The following is an 18,391-nucleotide window of genomic DNA, read 5'->3' as shown; positions in this document are numbered from 1 at the left end:
GCGTAGCCGTCGTCGGCGATGAAGTCGAGCCAGTCGGCGTTGCACACGGGGCGTTGCGCCAGGGCGTAGTCGTCCAGCCAGACGCGGTGGCGCGGGCCTTCGTTGTCGAAGGCGAAGCGTTCGTCGGCATGGCCGATGTCGGTGAGACCGCCGGAAAAACTCACCCAGCGCACCGGCTCCGGGTTCTGCTCAGCGGGCATGGGGCCTGGCGCGGCGCAATACGCGGGGTGCAGCGGGTTTTGCGCAAACAGATGCAGCAGGTCGGTGAGCAGCAGTTCCTGATGCTGCTGCTCGTGGTGCAGTCCGAGGTCGAGCAAAGAGGCTGGGGCGGCCAGGCGCGTCAGACGTTGCAGCGACGCGTCGACATGGGCGCGAAAGGCCAGAATCTGTTCGAGCGGCGGCCGGGTGAGCAGGCCGCGCTGCGGGCGCGGGTGACGCGGCCCGACGGTGTCGTAATACGAGTTGAAGAGGTAGCGGAAGGCCGGATCGAACACGCGGTAACCCGGCAGATGCGGCGTGAGGATGAACTCCTCGAAAAACCAGGTGGTGTGCGCCAGATGCCATTTGGCCGGGCTGGCGTCGGGCATGGACTGCACGGTGCAGTCGGCATCGCTCAGCCCCTGCACCAGCGCGACGCTGCGTTCGCGGGTGTGCAGCACGGCTTGCAAAAGATGGTCATGCGGATGTTCATGCGAGTGGTCATGCGCGTGCAGCGGCAAGGCCAGATCGAGTGTCGGCATGGCAACGCCCTCCAGGGTGAAGCTCAAGAATAGCCGCAGGGGATGAACTTCGCCGATCAGGTGGCTGCGCACAGGTCACTGCGCAGATCACAGCGGACGTTGCGGAGCGGGGCGGATCTCCTGCCGCTGCGTGCCGAGCTGTGGGCTGCCGAGCGTGACCACGTCGCCGGGCTGCAGATAACGCGGGGGTTTGCGGCCCATGCCCACGCCGGGCGGCGTGCCGGTGGCGATGAGATCGCCGGGCAGCAGGGTCATGTAGCGGCTGAGATAGGCGACGAGATAGGCCACGCCGAAAATCATGTCGCGCGTATTGCCGGTCTGCATGCGCTCGCCGTTGACGTCGAGCCAGAGATCGATGTTCTGCGGGTCGGCGATCTCATCGCGGCTGACCAGCCAGGGGCCGATCGGACCGAAGGTGTCGCAGCCCTTGCCCAGCCCCCACTGGCTGCCTTGTTCGAGCTGATAGGCGCGCTCGGACACGTCGTTGACCAGGCAGTAGCCGGCCACGTGTTTGAGCGCATCGGCCTCGCGCACAAAACGCGTCTCCCGTCCGATGACCACGCCGAGTTCGACTTCCCAATCGAGCTTGTGCGCCCCGGGCGGACGCAGCACGGCATCGTTCGGGCCGCTGATGCAGGTCGTCCATTTGTTGAACACGATGGGCGAGGCGGGGATGGCCATGTGCGCCTCGTTGGCATGGTCGCGGTAGTTCAGGCCGATGGCGATGAACTTGCTGATACCCACGAAGGGCACGCCCAGCCGGGGCTTGCCGGTCACCAGCGGCAGGCTTTCAGCGTCGATGCCGCGCAGAGCCTGAGATCGACCGAAGACGCTGGCGTCGATCTCGTCGACGATGCCGCCGAGGCTGCGCAGGCGGCCTTGGGCATCGATCAGGCCGGGCTGTTCCTGGCCGTTGCGGCCGTAGCGGACGAACTTCATGACGGTCTCCTCGTTGTCGGTCTGTGCGGTGGCAGGTCGGTGAATCGTGGGTCGACGAATTAGCGACGCTGATATTGGGTGTTGCCGAACAGGTGCTCGCGTGCGGTGGCATCCATCTCGGGCGGGCGCACGTCGGCCAGCACCTGCACGCCGCGCTGCACCGCGGGTCGCGCGGCGATGGCGTCGAACCAGCGTTTGGCGTGGGCAAACTCGGCCCAGTCTATGCCCTGATTGGCGGCGCTGCGGCACCAGGGAAAGGTGGCGATGTCGGCGAGGGTGTAGTCGTCACCGGCCAGATAAGGCTGCGACGCCAGCCGCCGGTCGAGTACGCCGTAGAGCCGGTGCGCCTCGTTGGTGTAGCGGGCGATGGCGTAGTCGATTTTCTCTGGGGCGTACTGGCGGAAGTGGTGCGCCTGCCCGAGCATGGGACCGATGCTGCCCATCTGCCACATCAGCCATTCCAGCGTGGCGATGCGCGCGCGCGGCCCGGTGCCCAGAAAGCGGCCGGTCTTCTCGGCCAGATAAAGAAGGATGGCGCCCGACTCGAACACGCTGATGGGCTGGCCATCCGGGCCGTCGCTATCGATGATGGCGGGAATCTTGTTGTTCGGGCTGATGGCGAGAAAGTCGGGCGCGAACTGTTCGCCGCGGCCAATGTTCACGCCATGCACCCGGTAGGGCAGGCCGAGTTCTTCGAGCAGGATGTGGATTTTGTGGCCGTTGGGGGTGGCCCAGGAGTAGAGGTCGATCATGGAGGGAGGCGCCGTCTGTGCGGCGAGGTGAACGGTGCGCCTCATTGTGCGACGTTTGCCGCCTTGCTGCAGGCCCCTTGCGGGCAGGCCCTCGTTCAGCGCAGCAGTTCGCCCTGGGCGATCTGGGCGTGGAGCACCTCGATGGGCGGGGTGAGTTGCTGCATCAGCCGCAATTGTGCGGACAGGCCGGCCAGGGGCAGGCTGTCGTCGAGCGCGTCGGCCTCGTGCGCGAGGATGCTCCATTGCACCGCATCCACGGCCAGCGGCAGGGCCAGGCTTTGCAGCATGGCAAGTTCCTGCGGGGGCAGGTGGCTGTCGTTCTGGTCCATCTGCCAGGCGCTGCGCCGCGCCAGCATGCGGGTGGTGTCCAGCCCGGTGCGGGTGCGGGCGATGCGCTGCTGCCAGACCGGGTGATGCACCGCAAGCTGTTCGCCGATGCGCCGGGTTTGCAGCCGCGCGATCAGCAGATCGAGTGCGCGCTCCGCCGCGCCCAGACACCACAGCGCATCGTGCAGGCCGACGATGCGCTGGCGGGCCTGCAGAATCTCCAGGCCCTGTCCCGGCTGGCCCAACACATGATGGATGGGCACGCGCGCGGCATCGAAAGACACTTCGGCCAAGGCCTTCTGCGCCGTGCCCCAGCCCTGCAACTGTCGCCCGAGCTGCACGCCATCGGTCTTGAGCGGCACGAGCAGCACGCTGAACTGGCGATGCAGGGCCGCCTGCGCATCGGTGCGGCACAGCACCAGCAGGCTTGCGGTGCGTGGGTCCAGCAGACCTTGCACCCAGGTTTTTTGGCCGCTCAGGCGCCAGGAATTGCCGTCTTGCATGGCCTGGCACTGCAGCGAATCCGGGTTGTGCAGCTCGGCGTCGGGCTCGGCGGCGGCCCAGGCGCTGCGGGTCTCGGCGCGCAGCAGCGGGTCGAGCCAGGCATCTTTCAGCGCTTCGCTGGCGTAGCTGTCGAGCAGCTGCATGTTTCCAGCGTCGGGCTGGGCGCTGTTGAACACCTCGGCGGCCCAGGGGATGTGGCCCATGGCTTCGACCATCGGCGAGTATTCCCAATGGCTCAGTCCCTGGCTGGCGCGGGGGGAGATGGGCAGAAACAGATTCCACAGTCCCGCCAGTTGGGCCTTCTGGCGAATGGAGGCGAGTTGCGGGGCGACGGCGGCCTGCGGCCCGACCGCGCTCAGGCGCAGGGCGGCGTTGATGGTGCTTTCCTGCGGCAGCACCACGGTGTGCATGAAGCGGTGCAGCCGGGTTTGCAGGGTGCTGACGCGCGGCGACGGCGCGGTCTCGATGGATCTGGGCGGCATGTAGGGGTGCGTTCAGTCGAGTGCGGGCAGGAGCTGGCTGGCCAGATGAACGTGCAGGGCGCTGGCGTAGCCCTGCGCATTGGGCAGGACTTTGCGCGGCCTGCCCGAAGCGGCGGGGATGGCATCGACCAGTTGCAGTGCCGTCTGCAACGCATCGGCGGGCCGACACAGGCGGTTGACCACGCCGAGCTGATGCAGCCGCGCTGCGCCGAGCCCCAGGCCGGGCAGCGCGGCCTCGTTGCAGGCGGGCCGCGGCAGCAGTTGAGCGGCCAGCCATTGCGCGCCGCCCACGTCGCGTTCGGGCAGCAGGGGGTCGATCAGCTGGAGCTGGGCGTTGTCGGCCGCGACGAGCAGATCGCAGGCCAGCGCCAGCGCGGCTCCGGCGCCGCGCGCCTGGCCTTCGATCGCTCCGACCACCAGCGGTTCGCAATCGCGCAGGGCGAGGATGCAATCGTGCAAGGCGTCAAGCGCGCTGGTGTCGTGCAGGCCGCTGCAGAAGTGATGTTCGCTTCCGGTGAGCACCACGGCGCGGATCTCGCCATCGCGCTGCGCCGTGGTGAGCGCCTCCAGCGCGGCCGAGCAGAGCGCGGCGCTCAGGGCGTTGCGGCTTTCGGGGTGGTGCAGGCGCAGCACGAGGCTGTCGCCCTGACGTTCGGCTCGGAGTTCGGCGCTCATGCAGTGTGGGTGGGGGTCGGCGAGTGTGCTGGCATCATATTCAGCTCGCCGTATGCGCCCGGGGTCTGTGGGGTGTTTCCCACAGAAAATCAGGCGATTGTTAATTTTTTCACACGCTTTTCATCTGGACTTTGCCGGTGCCGATTGGAATGAAAGGTGCGTGATACATTGCTTTCCGATCATTCGACACATTTTGATGTCGACCCTTATTTGCGCTGCAATGCTCTCAGTTTTTCGCCGTTTCGCCGCTTTCTTAACGACTTGCAATGGCCTGCTCTCCTGGTTGCGGCCCTGGATGGTTGCGGTCGGGCTCGCGGCGCAGTTCGTGACTCCAGCGCAGGCGCTGATGATCGGTGCGCCGCAAACGCGCGCCGAACTCGGCCGGGCGCTTCAGATGTCGATTCCCGTGCACCTCGATGCGCAGGAGTCCTTGCCGCTTTCGTGCGTGCAGGCCCAGGCGCAGTCGGGCGAGTTTGGCGGCGGGGTGGGGGCCCTGGCGATCACTTCGAAGCCGTCGGCTGACGGTCTGACCTTGTTACTGCGCAGCCAGCAAGCGCTGCGCGAACCGATTCTGATCGTACGTCTGCACCTGGCCTGCCAGTACCAACGCACCCAGGTCTATACCTTGCTGGTCGATCCACCGGCGCCCGAGTTGCCGATGGTCGCGGGCAGCGCGGTTGGCATTCGTTCTGCGGGGCAGTCGCCGTCCAGCGAGGTCTCGGCTTCAGCGCAAATGCCGGGGTCACGTCAGTCGCCGTCTGAGGCGCCCGTCGTGAAAAAGGCCGCGCCGAAAACTGAACGCCCTAAGGCTCCCGTGTCAGCGCGGCAAGAGCTTGCGCGTCACGAAGGGCATAAACCCGCCAAAGCACAGGTGGAGCGGCGCGGCGCCAAGGTCATCAAGGCGCCGCCCGCGCCGGTTCATGCAGGCAACCGGCTCGAACTCGATGATTTCAACGCGGCCGATTTCGCCGCCGTGCCGCAACTGCGTCTGGCGACCGCGCTGCCCGCGGCCGTGCCCGCGCTCAGCGCCGAGCAGCGCAGCCAGCTCAATCAACTGCGCCAGCTCATCATGGACGCGACGGCCGCCCCGGGCGAGGCCCAGCCGACCCTGCAGCAGATCAACGCTCTGCAGGACCGGGCGAATGTGCTGCAGCGGCAGTTCGAGCAAGCCTCACAGCAGTTGCAGCAGTCGCAAGCCGAATTGGGGCAGATGCGCTCGCAGCGCTATTCCGCCAGTCTGGTGTACGCCCTGGTCGCGGCGCTGATCGCGCTCGCGCTGCTGAGTTTCTGGCTGTGGCGGCGCGGAGCCGATCCGGGTCTGTCGCGCAGCCCCTTCGAGTCAGCTTCCGTGGGCCACCGGGTTGCGGCGGAACCCGAGCGGGCCGCTTCTGCCCAGGCGCCCACCGTGGCCATGACCTCGATGTCGGTGCAGGCCAGCACCATCGCGCCAGCCGTGCTGCCTTTTGGTCTGGCCCCGCTGGTGGACGGTCGACCTTTGCAGCCCGAAATCGACGCGCCCTATCTCGAATCCGCCAAAGCGGGTCAATGGGGAGACTCCGGAATCGACTGGGATTCGCGCTTCATGCAGCCCATGAGTCAGGACAAGCAGGTGCATGTCGATGAGCTGATGGATGCCGGGCACCTGGCCGAATACTTCATCGAAACCGGCGACGAAGACCGCGCCATGGCCCTGCTCGAAGAATCGCTGGACGACAGTGCCAGCGACAGCTTTGCGCTGCCCTATCTGCTGCTGTTCGATCTGTACCGCAAGCATGGGCGCAAGGCCGAATTCGATGCGCTCTACAGCCGCTTTCAGCGTCGTTTCAATGTGACTGTGCCGCCTTGGGAGGCGGATGCCGATGCTTTGCGGCAATCGCAGGGCCGCGGTCTGATGGATTACGACCGTGCCATGAAGCTCATCACCATGACCTGGGGCGAGCCGCAGATCGTGAACGTGCTCGAGCGCATGTTGCTCGACGATCCGCATCAGCACCGCATGGGTTTCGAGCTGGCGGCCTACCGCGATCTGCTGATGCTGTACGCGGTTGCGCGTGACCGCTTTCCTGAGGGCATGCCCGCCACCGAGGTGGAGCATGTGGAACTGACGACGCTATCTGAGCCGCCGCATCTCGATCTGGACTTCGAGTTGCCGTTGGAGCCGCAGACTTCAAAGGCTGAGCCTGCCGAACCCGACTCGTCGGAATTCAAGCTACTTCCCCGCGAGGGCGGTGAGCCGAAAGACACCTGATAGAGCCCCCATACCTGCCGCGCTTGCGTCAGGCCCCCGAGGGGGAGCGTCTTCGCGTTGCCGAATCGGCTTATTTCGGATCGCTTCCGCCCAGCAGGGCGGCTATTCTGCGCCGCGGGCGGATGTTCGAAGACGTCGAGCGCGCGCCGCTTCCGGGTGAAGCCGATGCGGCCTCCCAAACGGGCTGGGCATTCGGGTCGGCCTCATAGGGTTTGTCGAACCAGGGGTCCTGCCGCGAAGATCGTGAGGCGCGCGCGGTCACCGGCACCGAGGCGCCGGTTTCGCCCGGCAGTGCACGAGGCGCACGCGCGCTGCGGTGTTCCCGCGACTCGTCCGCATCGCGGCGCGGCCGAGAAGAGCGCTCAAGCGATACGGTCTGCTTTTCAAACTGGCGCTTGATCAGCTTTTCGATATCGGCCAGAGAGCGCGCGTCGCGCGCTGTCGCCAGCGTGATGGCCAGGCCGGAGGCTCCGGCGCGACCCGTGCGGCCGATGCGGTGCACATAGTCTTCGGCGCTGAACGGCACGTCGTAATTCACCACGCCCGGCAGCTCGGCAATGTCGAGCCCGCGCGCGGCCACGTCGGTGGCCACCAGCGCCTGGATCTCGCCGCGCTTGAAGGCTTCCAGCGTGGTCAGCCGTTCGGCCTGCGATTTGTCGCCGTGCATGGCCGCGGCCTTGATGCCGTCGCGCTCCAGCGCACGCGTCAAGCGGCCCGCGCCGAGCCGGCTGTTGACGAACACGATGACCTGCGGCAGCGGGTTGTCGCGCAGCAGTTGCACCAGGGTGGCGCGCTTGTCGTCTTCTTCCACCTGATAGACGCGCTGCTCCACATTGGTCGCGGTGGCGTTGGGGCGGGCGACTTCGACGAGCAGCGGGTTTTGCAGATAACTCTGCGCCAAACGCTTGATTTCCGGAGAGAACGTGGCCGAGAACAGCAGGGTGGTGCGCTGCTTGGGCAGGAAGCCGAGGATGCGCTGCAGGTCGGGCAGGAAGCCGATGTCGAGCATGCGGTCGGCCTCGTCGAGCACCACGAATTGCACCTGGCCCAGGTTGACGGTCTTGGCTTCGAGGTGATCGAGCAGTCGCCCGGGAGTGGCCACCAGCAGATCGACGCCGGTACGCAATTCGGCCTTCTGCGGATTCATGTCCATGCCGCCGAAGACGCAGGCACAACGCAGCGGCGTGTGCTTGGCATAGGCCTTGAGATTGGTGTAGACCTGATCGGCCAGCTCGCGCGTGGGCGCCAGCATCAGTGCGCGCACGGGATGGCGGGCAGGGGACACGCTGGTCGAGGCCAGCGGCAGGAGTTGCTGCAGGATGGGCAGGGAGAACGCGGCTGTCTTGCCCGTGCCCGTCTGCGCGGCGCCCATGATGTCGCGTCCGTCGAGCAGCAGGGGAATGGCCTTGGCCTGGATGGGCGTGAGCTTTTCGTAGCCCATATCGCTGACGGCGCGGAGAATGCGCGCGTCCAGCGCCAGCTCGGAAAAGCGTTCAGGCTGAGGAGTGTCTTCGGTCGGGGTTGTCGTGGTGTTCATCCGTGCGGTGTGTGATGGCGGCGATGGAAAATTGAGCTGCCGGACATCAGTTGAAACCGGCTCGGGCGTTGACGGTGTCAACGGGCGGGCACCCTGGCCCACGCAGAGTTCCGCCTGGGGATTTGCAGGACAAAGCCTGCCGCAGCGGATTTACTCTTTCGTATTCTAGGCGAGCAAGAGGGTGGCGGTTGCGAGGCGCCGGCACAGTGGAGAATTGCACTCTGCGTTTTGCAAATTCAGATTCCGTCCCCATTTCATCAGAGATTTCATTTTCCGCACAGGAACGCACGATGGACTACAAGGATTACTACAAAGTCATGGGCGTGGAGCGCAGCGCGACGCAAGACGAAATCAAGCGTGCCTACCGCAAGCTCGCCCGCAAATTCCACCCGGACGTCAGCAAGGAAGCCGGGGCCGAGGCCAGGTTCAAGGAACTGGGCGAGGCCTACGAGGTGCTCAAAGACCCGGAAAAGCGCGCGGCCTACGATCAGCTTGGCAGCAACTGGCGCGCCGGTCAAGACTTTCAGCCTCCGCCAGACTGGGGCGCGGGCTTCGAGCAGCACGGCGGCATGCCGGGCAGCGAGGCCGATTTCAGCGACTTTTTCGAGACCCTGTTCGCGCGCAGCGCAGGCGGCGCGCGACGCGCGGGGGCGGGCCAGGGCGGGCCGGGAGCCCAGGGCATGCACCTGCGTGGGCAGGATCACCATGCGCAAATCCTCATCGATCTGGAAGACGCCTACCGGGGCGCGACCCGAACGCTCAACCTTCGCATGCCCGAAGTCGATGCGCAGGGTCATGTGGTGACGCGCGAACGCACGCTGCAGGTGCAGATTCCCAAAGGGGTGCGCGCCGGCCAGCACATCCGTCTGGCGGGGCAGGGCGCGCCGGGTCTGGGTGAGGGTGGCGCGGGCGATCTTTATCTGGAAATCGGCTTCAATCCCCACGGGCTCTACCGCGTGGAGGGGCGCGATGTGTTCATCGACCTGCCGCTGGCGCCGTGGGAAGCGGCGCTGGGCGCTGAAGTCAATGTGCCCACGCCGGACGGCAAGGTCGCGCTCAAGATTCCACCGGCCACCGGCGGCGGGCGGCGCTTGCGGCTCAAGGGTCGGGGCATCCCCGGGGCCACGCCGGGTGATCTGTATGTGGTCGCGCAAGTGGCGCTGCCCCCGGCGGATACCGAGGCGGCACGCTCGGCTTACCGCCGTCAGCAGGAAGATTTCTCCGCGTTCAACCCGCGCGCCGCGCTGTATCAAGGAGCCCAATCATGAGCGCCCCCTCGAATGCGAATGCCGCGCCCTTGGTCGGTGTGGTGCTGGAAGAGCAGATCGACATTTCGGTCGATCAGGTCTGCACTCTCTGCAGGGTGGAGCGCACGCAGATCGTGCATCTGGTTGAAGAGGGCGTGATCGACCCGATGCAGCCCGCAAGCGCCGTGGCGCAATGGCGCTTCAGCGGCGAGGCGCTGGCTCGGGCCCGCCGCGCGGTACGGCTGCAGCGCGAGCTGGAACTCAATCCCGCCGCCGCTGCGCTGGTGCTCGATTTGCTGGACGAAGTCGCTGCCTTGCGCGAGGCGCTGCGCCGCTGATGGCGCGGCAAGCCCGTTTTTGCCGCCCCGGAAGGGCGCATCTGGTGCGATTGCAGGCGGCGCCCGGCGCTTCGCCTCTGGCGACGTCAGCCCAGCGCGATCAGTTTGGGTTGTGGATGGCGCAGGGGCTGAGTCTGGCTTCGGTGCGGCTGCACGGCTATGCCGTATTACCCGAAGCGGTGCTGCTGCTGCTCACGCCGCAGACCGCCGCCGACCTTTCGCGCTATGTCCAGAGCCTGGCGCGGCGCGCGAGCCGCGCGCGGGCCCCGGCCCCGGCAGACTCGGCCGGGGCGTCGCCGCCCATTCAGCGCACCTCGGCCTGGATTGGACGGTTTCAGAGCGCGCTGGTGCAACCGGGTGATTGGGAGCTGGCCGCGATGGTGTGGATCGACCGCGCGGCAGACCACACCGACTTGGCCGCCGCCGCTGCCTGGCCCTGGAGCAGCCTGGCGCCCCATTGCGGCGAGACGCCATCAGCAGTCGCACGGGCTGCGGCCCTTTCGGCGCCCGATGCTTACTGGCAACTGGGCAACACGCCCTTTGCCCGCGAGGCGGCCTATCGCGAGCGGCTGGCGCACGGCATCGCCCCGTCGCAAAGGCAGGCGCTGGAGGCTGCGCTGCGCAGCGGCCTCGCTGTGGGCGATACGGCGTTTCTGACGGAGTTGGAGTCTGAAAGCGGGCGACGGCTGGCTCCTGCCCGTCGGGGGCGACCGCGCATGAAAGTTGCTTGAGACGGAGACCGAACAGTCAGGCCGTCTGATCGAAAATAATCCGTCCCTATTTAATTTTTCTGATTTCCTGATCTCATATTTAATGGGGACGGATTGAAGAATTTTTGTTGCGCTGCTTGCTGCGATGCAGTAAATTCGCACACTCTTGTTGACTCACTGCGGAGCCTGCCATGTCCACGCCCCTCAATTCCGCCTCCAGCGCCGAAATCGCTGCCCTGTCCCGCGACGGGCTGTATTGCCCGCAAAACGAGCACGACGCCTGCGGCGTGGGTTTCGTGGCGCACATCAAAGGGGTGAAGTCGCACGACATCGTGCAAAACGGCCTGCTCATCCTCAAGAACCTCGACCATCGCGGCGCGGTGGGGGCCGACAAGCTCATGGGCGACGGCGCGGGCATTCTGCTGCAAATACCTGATGCCTTTTTCCGCGAAGAGATGGCGGCGCAGGGCGTGGAGCTGCCACCGCCGGGCGAATATGGCGTGGGCATGATCTTCCTGCCGCGCGAGGAAGCGTCGCGCCTGGCGTGCGAACAGGAGATCGAGCGCGCCGTCCGTGCCGAGGGCCAGGAGCTTCTCGGCTGGCGCGACGTGGCCGTCGACGCTGACATGCCGATGTCGCCCACGGTGCGGGCCAAGGAGCCGGTGATTCGCCAGGTGTTCATCGGCCGCGGCCCCGACGTGATGGTGACTGACGCGCTGGAGCGCAAGCTGTTCGTCATTCGCAAGACCGCCAGCCACGCGATTCAGAAGCTCGATCTGCGCCATGGCAAGGAGTATTTCGTGCCGTCCATGTCGGCGCGCACCATTGTTTACAAGGGCCTGCTGCTGGCCGATCAGGTGGGCGAGTATTACAAAGACCTCAAAGACCCGCGCGTGGTGTCGGCGCTGGCGCTGGTGCACCAGCGGTTTTCCACCAACACCTTCCCCGAATGGCCGCTGGCGCACCCCTACCGGCTGGTGGCGCACAACGGCGAGATCAACACGGTCAAGGGCAACTACAACTGGATGCGGGCGCGCGAGGGCGCCGTGTCTTCGCCGGTGCTCGGCGCCGATCTGCAAAAGCTCTGGCCGCTGATCTACCCCGGCCAGAGCGACACCGCGAGCTTCGACAACTGTCTGGAACTGCTGCTGATGGCGGGCTACCCGCTGTCGCACGCCATGATGATGATGATTCCCGAAGCGTGGGAGCAACACGCGCTGATGGACCCGCGCCGTCGCGCCTTCTACGAGTATCACGCCGCGATGATGGAGCCGTGGGACGGCCCCGCCGCGATCGCTTTCACCGATGGTCGCCAGATCGGCGCCACGCTCGACCGCAACGGCCTGCGACCTGCGCGCTACATCGTGACCGACGATGATCTGGTCATCATGGCGTCCGAATCGGGTGTGCTGCCCATTTCCGAGAGCCACATCGTCAAGAAGTGGCGCCTGCAGCCGGGCAAGATGTTCCTCATCGACATGGAGGCCGGCCGCATCATCGACGATAAGGAAATCAAAAGCCAGCTCGCCAGTGCGCGTCCCTACGGTCAGTGGATCGAGAACCTGCGCATCCGCATCGACGACCTCGATCACCTGGGTCGCGCCGAGCCTTCGCCCATTCCCCTGCTCGACCGCCAGCAGGCGTTCGGCTACACGCAGGAAGATCTCAAGTTCCTGATGGCGCCGATGGCCGAAAAGGGCGATGAGGCCGTGGGTTCGATGGGCAACGACGCCGCGCTGGCGGTGCTGTCCAGCCGCGCCAAGCCGCTCTACAACTACTTCAAGCAGTTGTTCGCGCAGGTGACCAACCCGCCGATCGACTCGATCCGCGAGAACATGGTGATGTCGCTGGTGTCTTTCATCGGCCCGCGGCCCAATCTGCTCGACATCAATCAGGTCAATCCGCCCATGCGCCTTGAAGTCAGCCAGCCGGTGCTCGACTACGACGACATGGCGCGACTGCGCTCCATCGGCCAGCACACCGGCGGCAAGTTCCGCAGCTTCGAGCTCGACATCTGCTATCCGGTGGCCTGGGGGCATGAAGGCATCGAGGCGCGCATTGCGTCTATCTGCGCCGAAGCGGTGGATGCGCTCAAGAGCGGCCACAACATTCTCATCATCACCGACCGCCACTTGAGCGCCGGGCGCGTGGCCATTCCGGCGCTGCTCGCCATGAGCGCGGTGCATCAGCACCTCACCGCCCACGGCCTGCGCACGCAGACCGGGCTGGTGGTGGAAACCGGCAGCGCGCGCGAAACGCATCATTTCGCCGTGCTCGCAGGCTATGGCGCCGAGGCGGTGCACCCGTATCTGGCGCTCGACACCATTGCGGCAATGGCCAAAGACCTGCCGGGCGATCTCAGTGCGGAAAAGGCCATCACCAACTACGTCAAGGCCATCGGCAAGGGCATGCAGAAGGTGATGTCCAAAATGGGCATCTCCACCTATATGAGCTACTGCGGCGCGCAGATCTTCGAAGCAGTGGGCCTGTCGCGCGCGCTGGTGGACAAATACTTCACCGGCACTTCCACGCAGGTCGAAGGCATTGGCGTGTTCGAAGTGGGCGAAGAAGCGCTGCGCCTGCACCGCGACGCCTTCGGCGATTCGCCCGTGCTTGCCAATATGCTCGATGCAGGCGGCGACTACGCTTGGCGCACCCGCGGCGAAGACCATATGTGGACGCCCGACGCCATCGCCAAGCTGCAGCATTCCACCCGCGCCGGCAACTACAACACCTACAAGGAATACGCGCAGATCATCAACGACCAGTCGCGCCGCATGCTCACCCTGCGCGGCCTGTTCGAGTTCAAGATCGACCCCAGCAAGGCGATTGCCATCGATGAGGTGGAACCGGCCGCAGAGATCGTCAAGCGCTTTGCCACCGGCGCCATGTCGCTGGGCTCCATTTCCACGGAAGCGCACTCGACCCTGGCGGTGGCGATGAACCGCATCGGCGGCAAGAGCAATACCGGCGAGGGCGGCGAAGACCCGCTGCGCTACCGGCCTGAAATGCGCACGGGCTCGGCCGGAATTCAGGACGGCGACACCATCGGCAGCGTGCTCGGCGCCGAGCGCATCGTCAGCGACATTCCGCTGAAAAAAGGCGATTCGCTGCGCTCCAAGATTAAGCAGGTCGCCTCGGGCCGCTTCGGCGTCACGGCCGAATATCTGGCCTCTGCCGACCAGATCCAGATCAAGATGGCGCAGGGTGCCAAGCCCGGCGAGGGCGGGCAGTTGCCCGGCGGCAAGGTGTCCGATTACATCGGCATGCTGCGCTACTCGGTGCCGGGCGTGGGCCTTATCTCGCCGCCGCCTCACCACGACATCTATTCCATCGAAGATCTGGCCCAGCTCATCCACGATCTGAAGAACGCCAATTCCCGCGCGTCCATCAGCGTCAAGCTGGTGGCCGAAAGCGGCGTGGGCACGGTGGCCACCGGCGTGGCCAAGGCCAAGGCCGATCATGTGGTCATCGCCGGACATGACGGCGGTACCGGCGCTTCGCCGCTGTCCTCCATCAAGCATGCCGGGTCCTCGTGGGAAATTGGCCTGGCCGAAACCCAGCAGACCCTGGTGCTCAACCGCTTGCGCAGCCGTATCCGCGTGCAGGTCGACGGCCAGATCAAGACCGGCCGCGACGTGGTCATCGGCGCACTGCTCGGCGCCGACGAATTCGGCTTCGCCACCGCGCCACTGGTGGTCGAGGGCTGCATCATGATGCGCAAATGCCACCTCAACACCTGCCCGGTGGGCGTGGCCACGCAAGACCCGGCGCTGCGCAAGAAGTTTTCCGGCAAGCCCGAGCATGTGGTGAATTTCTTCTTTTTCATCGCCGAGGAAGTGCGCGCCATCATGGCGCAGCTCGGCGTGCGCAAGTTTGACGATCTGGTCGGCCGCGCCGATTTGCTCGACGCGCGCAAGGGCGTTGAGCACTGGAAGGCGCGCGGGCTCGATTTCAGCCGCGTGTTCCATCAGCCCGATGTGCCCGCCGACGTGCCGCGCCGCCAGGTCGAAGAGCAGGATCACGGCCTCGCCAGGGCGCTCGATCATGTGCTGATTGAGCGCGCCCGCCCCGCGCTGGAGCGCGGCGAGAAGGTGCAGTTCATTCAGAACGCGCGCAACGTCAACCGCACCGTGGGCGCCATGCTCTCCGGCGAAGTGGCGCGGCGCTATGGCCACGACGGTCTGCCCGACGACACCATCCACATCCAGATGGAAGGCACGGGCGGCCAGAGCTTCGGCGCTTTCCTCGCCCGGGGCATCACGCTCTACCTCATCGGTGAAGCCAACGACTACACCGGCAAGGGACTGTCGGGCGGCCGCGTGGTGGTGCGCCCCAGCCTCGATTTCCGCGGCGACGCGCCGGGCAACATCATCGTCGGCAATACCGTGCTCTATGGCGCCATCGAAGGCGAGGCTTTCTTCCGCGGCGTGGCGGGCGAGCGCTTCGCCGTGCGCAATTCCGGCGCGACCACCGTGGTCGAAGGCACGGGCGACCACGGCTGCGAATACATGACCGGCGGCACGGTGCTGGTGCTGGGCGAAACCGGCCGCAACTTCGCTGCCGGCATGAGCGGCGGCATCGCCTACGTCTACGACGTGGACGGTCTGTTCGCCAAGCGCTGCAACACCTCCATGGTGGCGCTCGACAAGGTGCTGTCCGCGGCCGAGCAGAAAGCGCAACAGGCCGAAGCGCTGTGGCACCGCGGCCAGACCGACGAGGCCCAGTTGCGCAAGCTGCTGCAGGATCATCTGCGCTGGACCGGCTCGCAGCGCGCGCGTGAATTGCTCGACACCTGGGAAGAGGCGCGCGGCCGCTTCGTCAAGGTATTCCCGCATGAATACAAGCGGGCGCTGGGTGAAATGGCCGCCAAGCGCGAGGCGCAGGCCGCCACGGAAAAAGCCAAGGCGCCTGCAGGCAACGCCAGCGTCCCCGCTAAATGAAGCCCACCCCGAGAACCTGCGCTGCGCTGGGTTCCCCCCTCAAGGGGATGAGGCCCGCGGCTCCAAGCTGCCCTGCGGCAGCTTGGACGGAGCCGAATCGGAGCGGCTTGCAAGCCGCGACGTGGGACGAAACCCTTGGGGCGGCCCGGCGGGTTTCGCCTCATCGGCTCCAGTGTTCAGACATCAAATAAGGATCGACCATGGGAAAAATCACCGGATTCATGGAATTCGAGCGGCAGGAAGAGCAGTACGAAGCACCCGCCGCGCGGCTCAAGCACTGGAAGGAGTTCGTCCACGAACTGCCCGACGACAAGGCCAAGACGCAGGCAGGGCGCTGCATGGACTGCGGCATTCCGTTCTGCAACAACGGTTGCCCGGTCAACAACATCATCCCCGACTTCAACGATCTGGTGTGGTCGGGCGACTGGAAGCAGGCGCTCGACGTGCTGCACTCGACCAACAACTTCCCGGAGTTCACCGGCCGCATCTGCCCCGCGCCGTGCGAATCGGCCTGCACCCTGGGCATCAATGAGTTGCCGGTGGGCATCAAGTCCATCGAGCACGCCATCATCGACCGGGGCTGGAATGAAGGCTGGGTGACGCCGCAACAGCCTGCGCACAAGACCGGCAAGACCGTGGCCGTGGTCGGCTCGGGCCCCGCAGGGCTAGCGGCTGCACAGCAACTCGCCCGCGCGGGACACACCGTCACCCTGTTCGAGAAGAACGACCGCGCAGGCGGCCTGCTGCGCTACGGCATTCCCGATTTCAAGATGGAAAAGAGCCACATCGACCGCCGTATCGCGCAGATGGAAGCCGAAGGCGTGACCTTCCGCACCGGCGTGCTGGTGGCCGAGATGCCCAAGGACGGCCCCGGCGCGACCGTGGCCAACTGGGCCAAGGCGACCATCACCCCCGCCCAGTTGCAGGCGGATTTCGATGCCGTGCTGCTGACCGGCGGTGCCGAGTTCCCGCGCGATTTGCCCGTGCCTGGGCGCGAGCTCGATGGCATTCACTTCGCCATGGAATTCCTGCCGCTACAGAACAAGGTCAACGCCGGCGACAAGCTCAAGAGCCAGATCCTGGCCACCGGCAAGCATGTGGTGGTGATCGGCGGCGGTGATACCGGCTCCGACTGCGTGGGCACCAGCAACCGTCACGGCGCGGCCAGCGTCACCCAGTTCGAGGTCATGCCGCAGCCGCCTGAAGCAGAGAACAAGCCCCTGGTCTGGCCGTACTGGCCGATCAAGCTGCGCACCTCCAGCAGCCATGAAGAAGGCTGCTCGCGCGACTGGGCCGTGGCGACCAAGGAGTTCATCCCCGGCGCCGGAAAAGACAAGAACAAAGTCAAGCAGATCAAGGCCTGCCGCGTCGAGTGGAAGGATGGTCGCATGCAGGAAGTCGCGGGTAGCGAATTCACTCTGCAGGCCGATCTGGTGCTGCTGGCCATGGGGTTTGTGCATCCCGTGGGCAGCGTGCTGGAGGCCTTCGGCATCGACAAGGACGCCCGGGGCAATGCCAAGGCCGGAACCGAAGACGAGACCGGCTACGCTACCAATGTGCCCAAGGTCTATGCCGCAGGTGACATGCGGCGCGGACAGTCGCTGGTGGTCTGGGCGATCCGCGAAGGCCGTCAGGCGGCACGAGAGATCGACCGTTTCCTCACCGGCAGCACCGTTCTGCCGAGATGAACCAGCGCCGGGCCTTCGCGGCTCGCCCAAATGGGCGAAGGGAAGGAGCGCGGCCCGGCCGGGCCGCTGAGCGCGAAGGCCGTCAGGCCGCACGCGAGATCGACCGGTTTTTGATGGGCAGCACCGTGTTGCCGCGATGATGCAGCGACCGACCCTTACGGATCGTCCGTTTTCTGATCTGTATGGGGTCGGTGCAGCCGGGTTTCTCGGACAATGCGGGGATGATGCGCGAAGCCGATGACGATCATGGCCTGCCCCAGTTTCCGGGGCGGGATCCGCAAGACATGCTGGAGGCCACGCTGGCCAGCCGCCCTGATGGCGACCTCTGGGTGTTCGGCTACGGCTCGCTGATCTGGAACCCGGAAGTCGTGCATGACGAAGTACGGCCTGCGCGAGTCTGGGGATGGCGGCGCACGCTGCGCATGTGGTCGCGCATCAACCGGGGCACGGAAGAAGCGCCCGGCCTGGTGTTCGCACTGATGTCCGGCGGTTCCTGCAGCGGCATTGCCCTGCGCGTTCCGCATGAGCGAGCCGAGCGCGAATTGCGCCAGTTGTGGAAGCGCGAAATGCCTCGCGCCGTCTATGACCCGCGCTGGATTGCCTGTCGCACTCCGCAGGGCGTGGTGCAGGCGCTCGCGTTCACCCTGCGGCCCAGCAGCCCGAGCTACACCGGCAGCCTCGACGACGCGCAGTTGCTCGACATTCTGCGCACCTGCCGCGGTCGCTATGGCACCACCTTCGATTACGTCGCGCGCACCGCGCACGCGCTGCGCGACATCGGCATTCGTGATGCCGAGTTGGAGCGCATCATGGAACTGGCTGCGCAGCACCGTCTCGACGTGAAAAATGCTTGATGCGGCGAGCCTGGGCTGCGACCTTCGATAGCATGTGGCATTCCCGCTTCGCGCCCCAAAGTCTTCAGTGGCTGCAAGGCCTCTTTCACCATTCACCAGGACACCCCATTGGTCAAGCCAAATTACTCCTACGAAAAGCGTCAGAAAGAACTCGCCAAAGAGCGCAAAAAGCAGGAAAAACTGCAGCGCAAGGCCAATAAGCCCGACAGTACCGAGGCGCCGGGCGAAGATCACGGTAGCGCTGCGCCGCCGGAAGCTGACCCCTCCGGCAGCGCCACGCCAAGCACCGAGAGTTGAGAGGGTGTGAACAAATCCGCCATGCCCGCTCCTCGCGCCCAAACACCCCCGCTCGGCGTTGCAAATGCGCGCCGTGCCGACGGGCACGGCTGTGCTTTGCGCCTTGATCG

General features: G+C 65.8%; 14 protein-coding genes. 8 read left to right on the top strand and 6 right to left on the bottom strand.

Translation table 11 applies throughout. The annotated features are described in order from the left end of the window. The 5 genes from AC2VLV_RS08625 to AC2VLV_RS08605 all read right to left on the bottom strand — a co-directional run. On the bottom strand, positions 1–740 hold a 740-nt coding region (locus AC2VLV_RS08625), incomplete at its 3' end, for a DinB family protein (protein WP_486989598.1). Positions 741–827: 87 nt separating this feature from the next. Continuing rightward, on the bottom strand, positions 828–1,679 hold the full coding sequence (locus AC2VLV_RS08620) for a fumarylacetoacetate hydrolase family protein (protein WP_486989597.1): 852 nt from the start codon (positions 1,677–1,679) through the stop codon (positions 828–830). A 59-nt stretch (positions 1,680–1,738) separates the two neighbouring features. Beyond that, positions 1,739–2,431 carry a glutathione binding-like protein gene (locus tag AC2VLV_RS08615; protein WP_486989596.1) on the bottom strand — a complete coding sequence of 231 codons (693 nt, stop codon included), beginning with the start codon at positions 2,429–2,431 and terminating at the stop codon, positions 1,739–1,741. Positions 2,432–2,526: 95 nt separating this feature from the next. Then, on the bottom strand, positions 2,527–3,744 hold the full coding sequence (locus AC2VLV_RS08610; RefSeq protein ID WP_486989595.1) for an acyl-CoA dehydrogenase family protein: 1,218 nt from the start codon (positions 3,742–3,744) through the stop codon (positions 2,527–2,529). Positions 3,745–3,756: 12 nt separating this feature from the next. Beyond that, positions 3,757–4,419 carry an enoyl-CoA hydratase-related protein gene (locus AC2VLV_RS08605; RefSeq protein WP_486989594.1) on the bottom strand — a complete coding sequence of 221 codons (663 nt, stop codon included), beginning with the start codon at positions 4,417–4,419 and terminating at the stop codon, positions 3,757–3,759. Positions 4,420–4,639: 220 nt separating this feature from the next. Between AC2VLV_RS08605 and AC2VLV_RS08600 the strand changes: the two genes are divergently transcribed. Beyond that, a complete protein-coding gene (locus AC2VLV_RS08600) occupies positions 4,640–6,667 on the top strand; it encodes a hypothetical protein (RefSeq protein ID WP_486989593.1) in 2,028 nt (675 codons plus the stop codon). A 70-nt stretch (positions 6,668–6,737) separates the two neighbouring features. Here the strand turns inward: AC2VLV_RS08600 and AC2VLV_RS08595 are convergent, their stop codons facing one another. Next, positions 6,738–8,204 (bottom strand): DEAD/DEAH box helicase, encoded by a 1,467-nt coding sequence (locus tag AC2VLV_RS08595; RefSeq protein WP_486989592.1) that lies wholly within the window; start codon positions 8,202–8,204, stop codon positions 6,738–6,740. 290 nt (positions 8,205–8,494) lie between these two features. Between AC2VLV_RS08595 and AC2VLV_RS08590 the strand changes: the two genes are divergently transcribed. The 7 genes from AC2VLV_RS08590 to AC2VLV_RS08560 all read left to right on the top strand — a co-directional run bounded on the left by AC2VLV_RS08590 (position 8,495) and on the right by AC2VLV_RS08560 (position 18,281). Beyond that, the gene (locus tag AC2VLV_RS08590; RefSeq protein ID WP_486989591.1) at positions 8,495–9,472 is read left to right on the top strand and encodes a DnaJ C-terminal domain-containing protein; all 978 of its coding nucleotides are present in this window, start codon (positions 8,495–8,497) and stop codon (positions 9,470–9,472) included. Further along, the gene (locus AC2VLV_RS08585; protein ID WP_486989590.1) at positions 9,469–9,789 is read left to right on the top strand and encodes a chaperone modulator CbpM; all 321 of its coding nucleotides are present in this window, start codon (positions 9,469–9,471) and stop codon (positions 9,787–9,789) included. Before AC2VLV_RS08590 ends, AC2VLV_RS08585 begins: the two co-directional genes overlap by 4 nt. A 44-nt stretch (positions 9,790–9,833) precedes the next feature. Beyond that, a complete protein-coding gene (locus AC2VLV_RS08580) occupies positions 9,834–10,520 on the top strand; it encodes a hypothetical protein (protein WP_486989589.1) in 687 nt (228 codons plus the stop codon). A gap of 170 nt (positions 10,521–10,690) precedes the next feature. Then, complete coding sequence (locus tag AC2VLV_RS08575; RefSeq protein WP_486989588.1) at positions 10,691–15,442, top strand: glutamate synthase-related protein; 4,752 nt, start codon at positions 10,691–10,693, stop codon at positions 15,440–15,442. A 200-nt stretch (positions 15,443–15,642) separates the two neighbouring features. Next, positions 15,643–17,130, top strand: a complete 1,488-nt coding sequence (locus AC2VLV_RS08570; protein WP_486989587.1) for a glutamate synthase subunit beta — start codon at positions 15,643–15,645, stop codon at positions 17,128–17,130. A gap of 221 nt (positions 17,131–17,351) precedes the next feature. Further along, positions 17,352–17,984, top strand: a complete 633-nt coding sequence (locus tag AC2VLV_RS08565; RefSeq protein ID WP_486989586.1) for a gamma-glutamylcyclotransferase — start codon at positions 17,352–17,354, stop codon at positions 17,982–17,984. A 108-nt stretch (positions 17,985–18,092) separates the two neighbouring features. Further along, positions 18,093–18,281 carry a hypothetical protein gene (locus AC2VLV_RS08560; RefSeq protein WP_486989585.1) on the top strand — a complete coding sequence of 63 codons (189 nt, stop codon included), beginning with the start codon at positions 18,093–18,095 and terminating at the stop codon, positions 18,279–18,281. The last annotated feature ends 110 nt before the right edge of the window (positions 18,282–18,391 follow it).

The organism is Thiomonas sp. TH-17 (genome assembly GCF_057473305.1).
The sequence above is the reverse complement of the archived record's forward strand: the minus strand, read 5'-3'. Positions and strand labels throughout refer to the sequence as shown.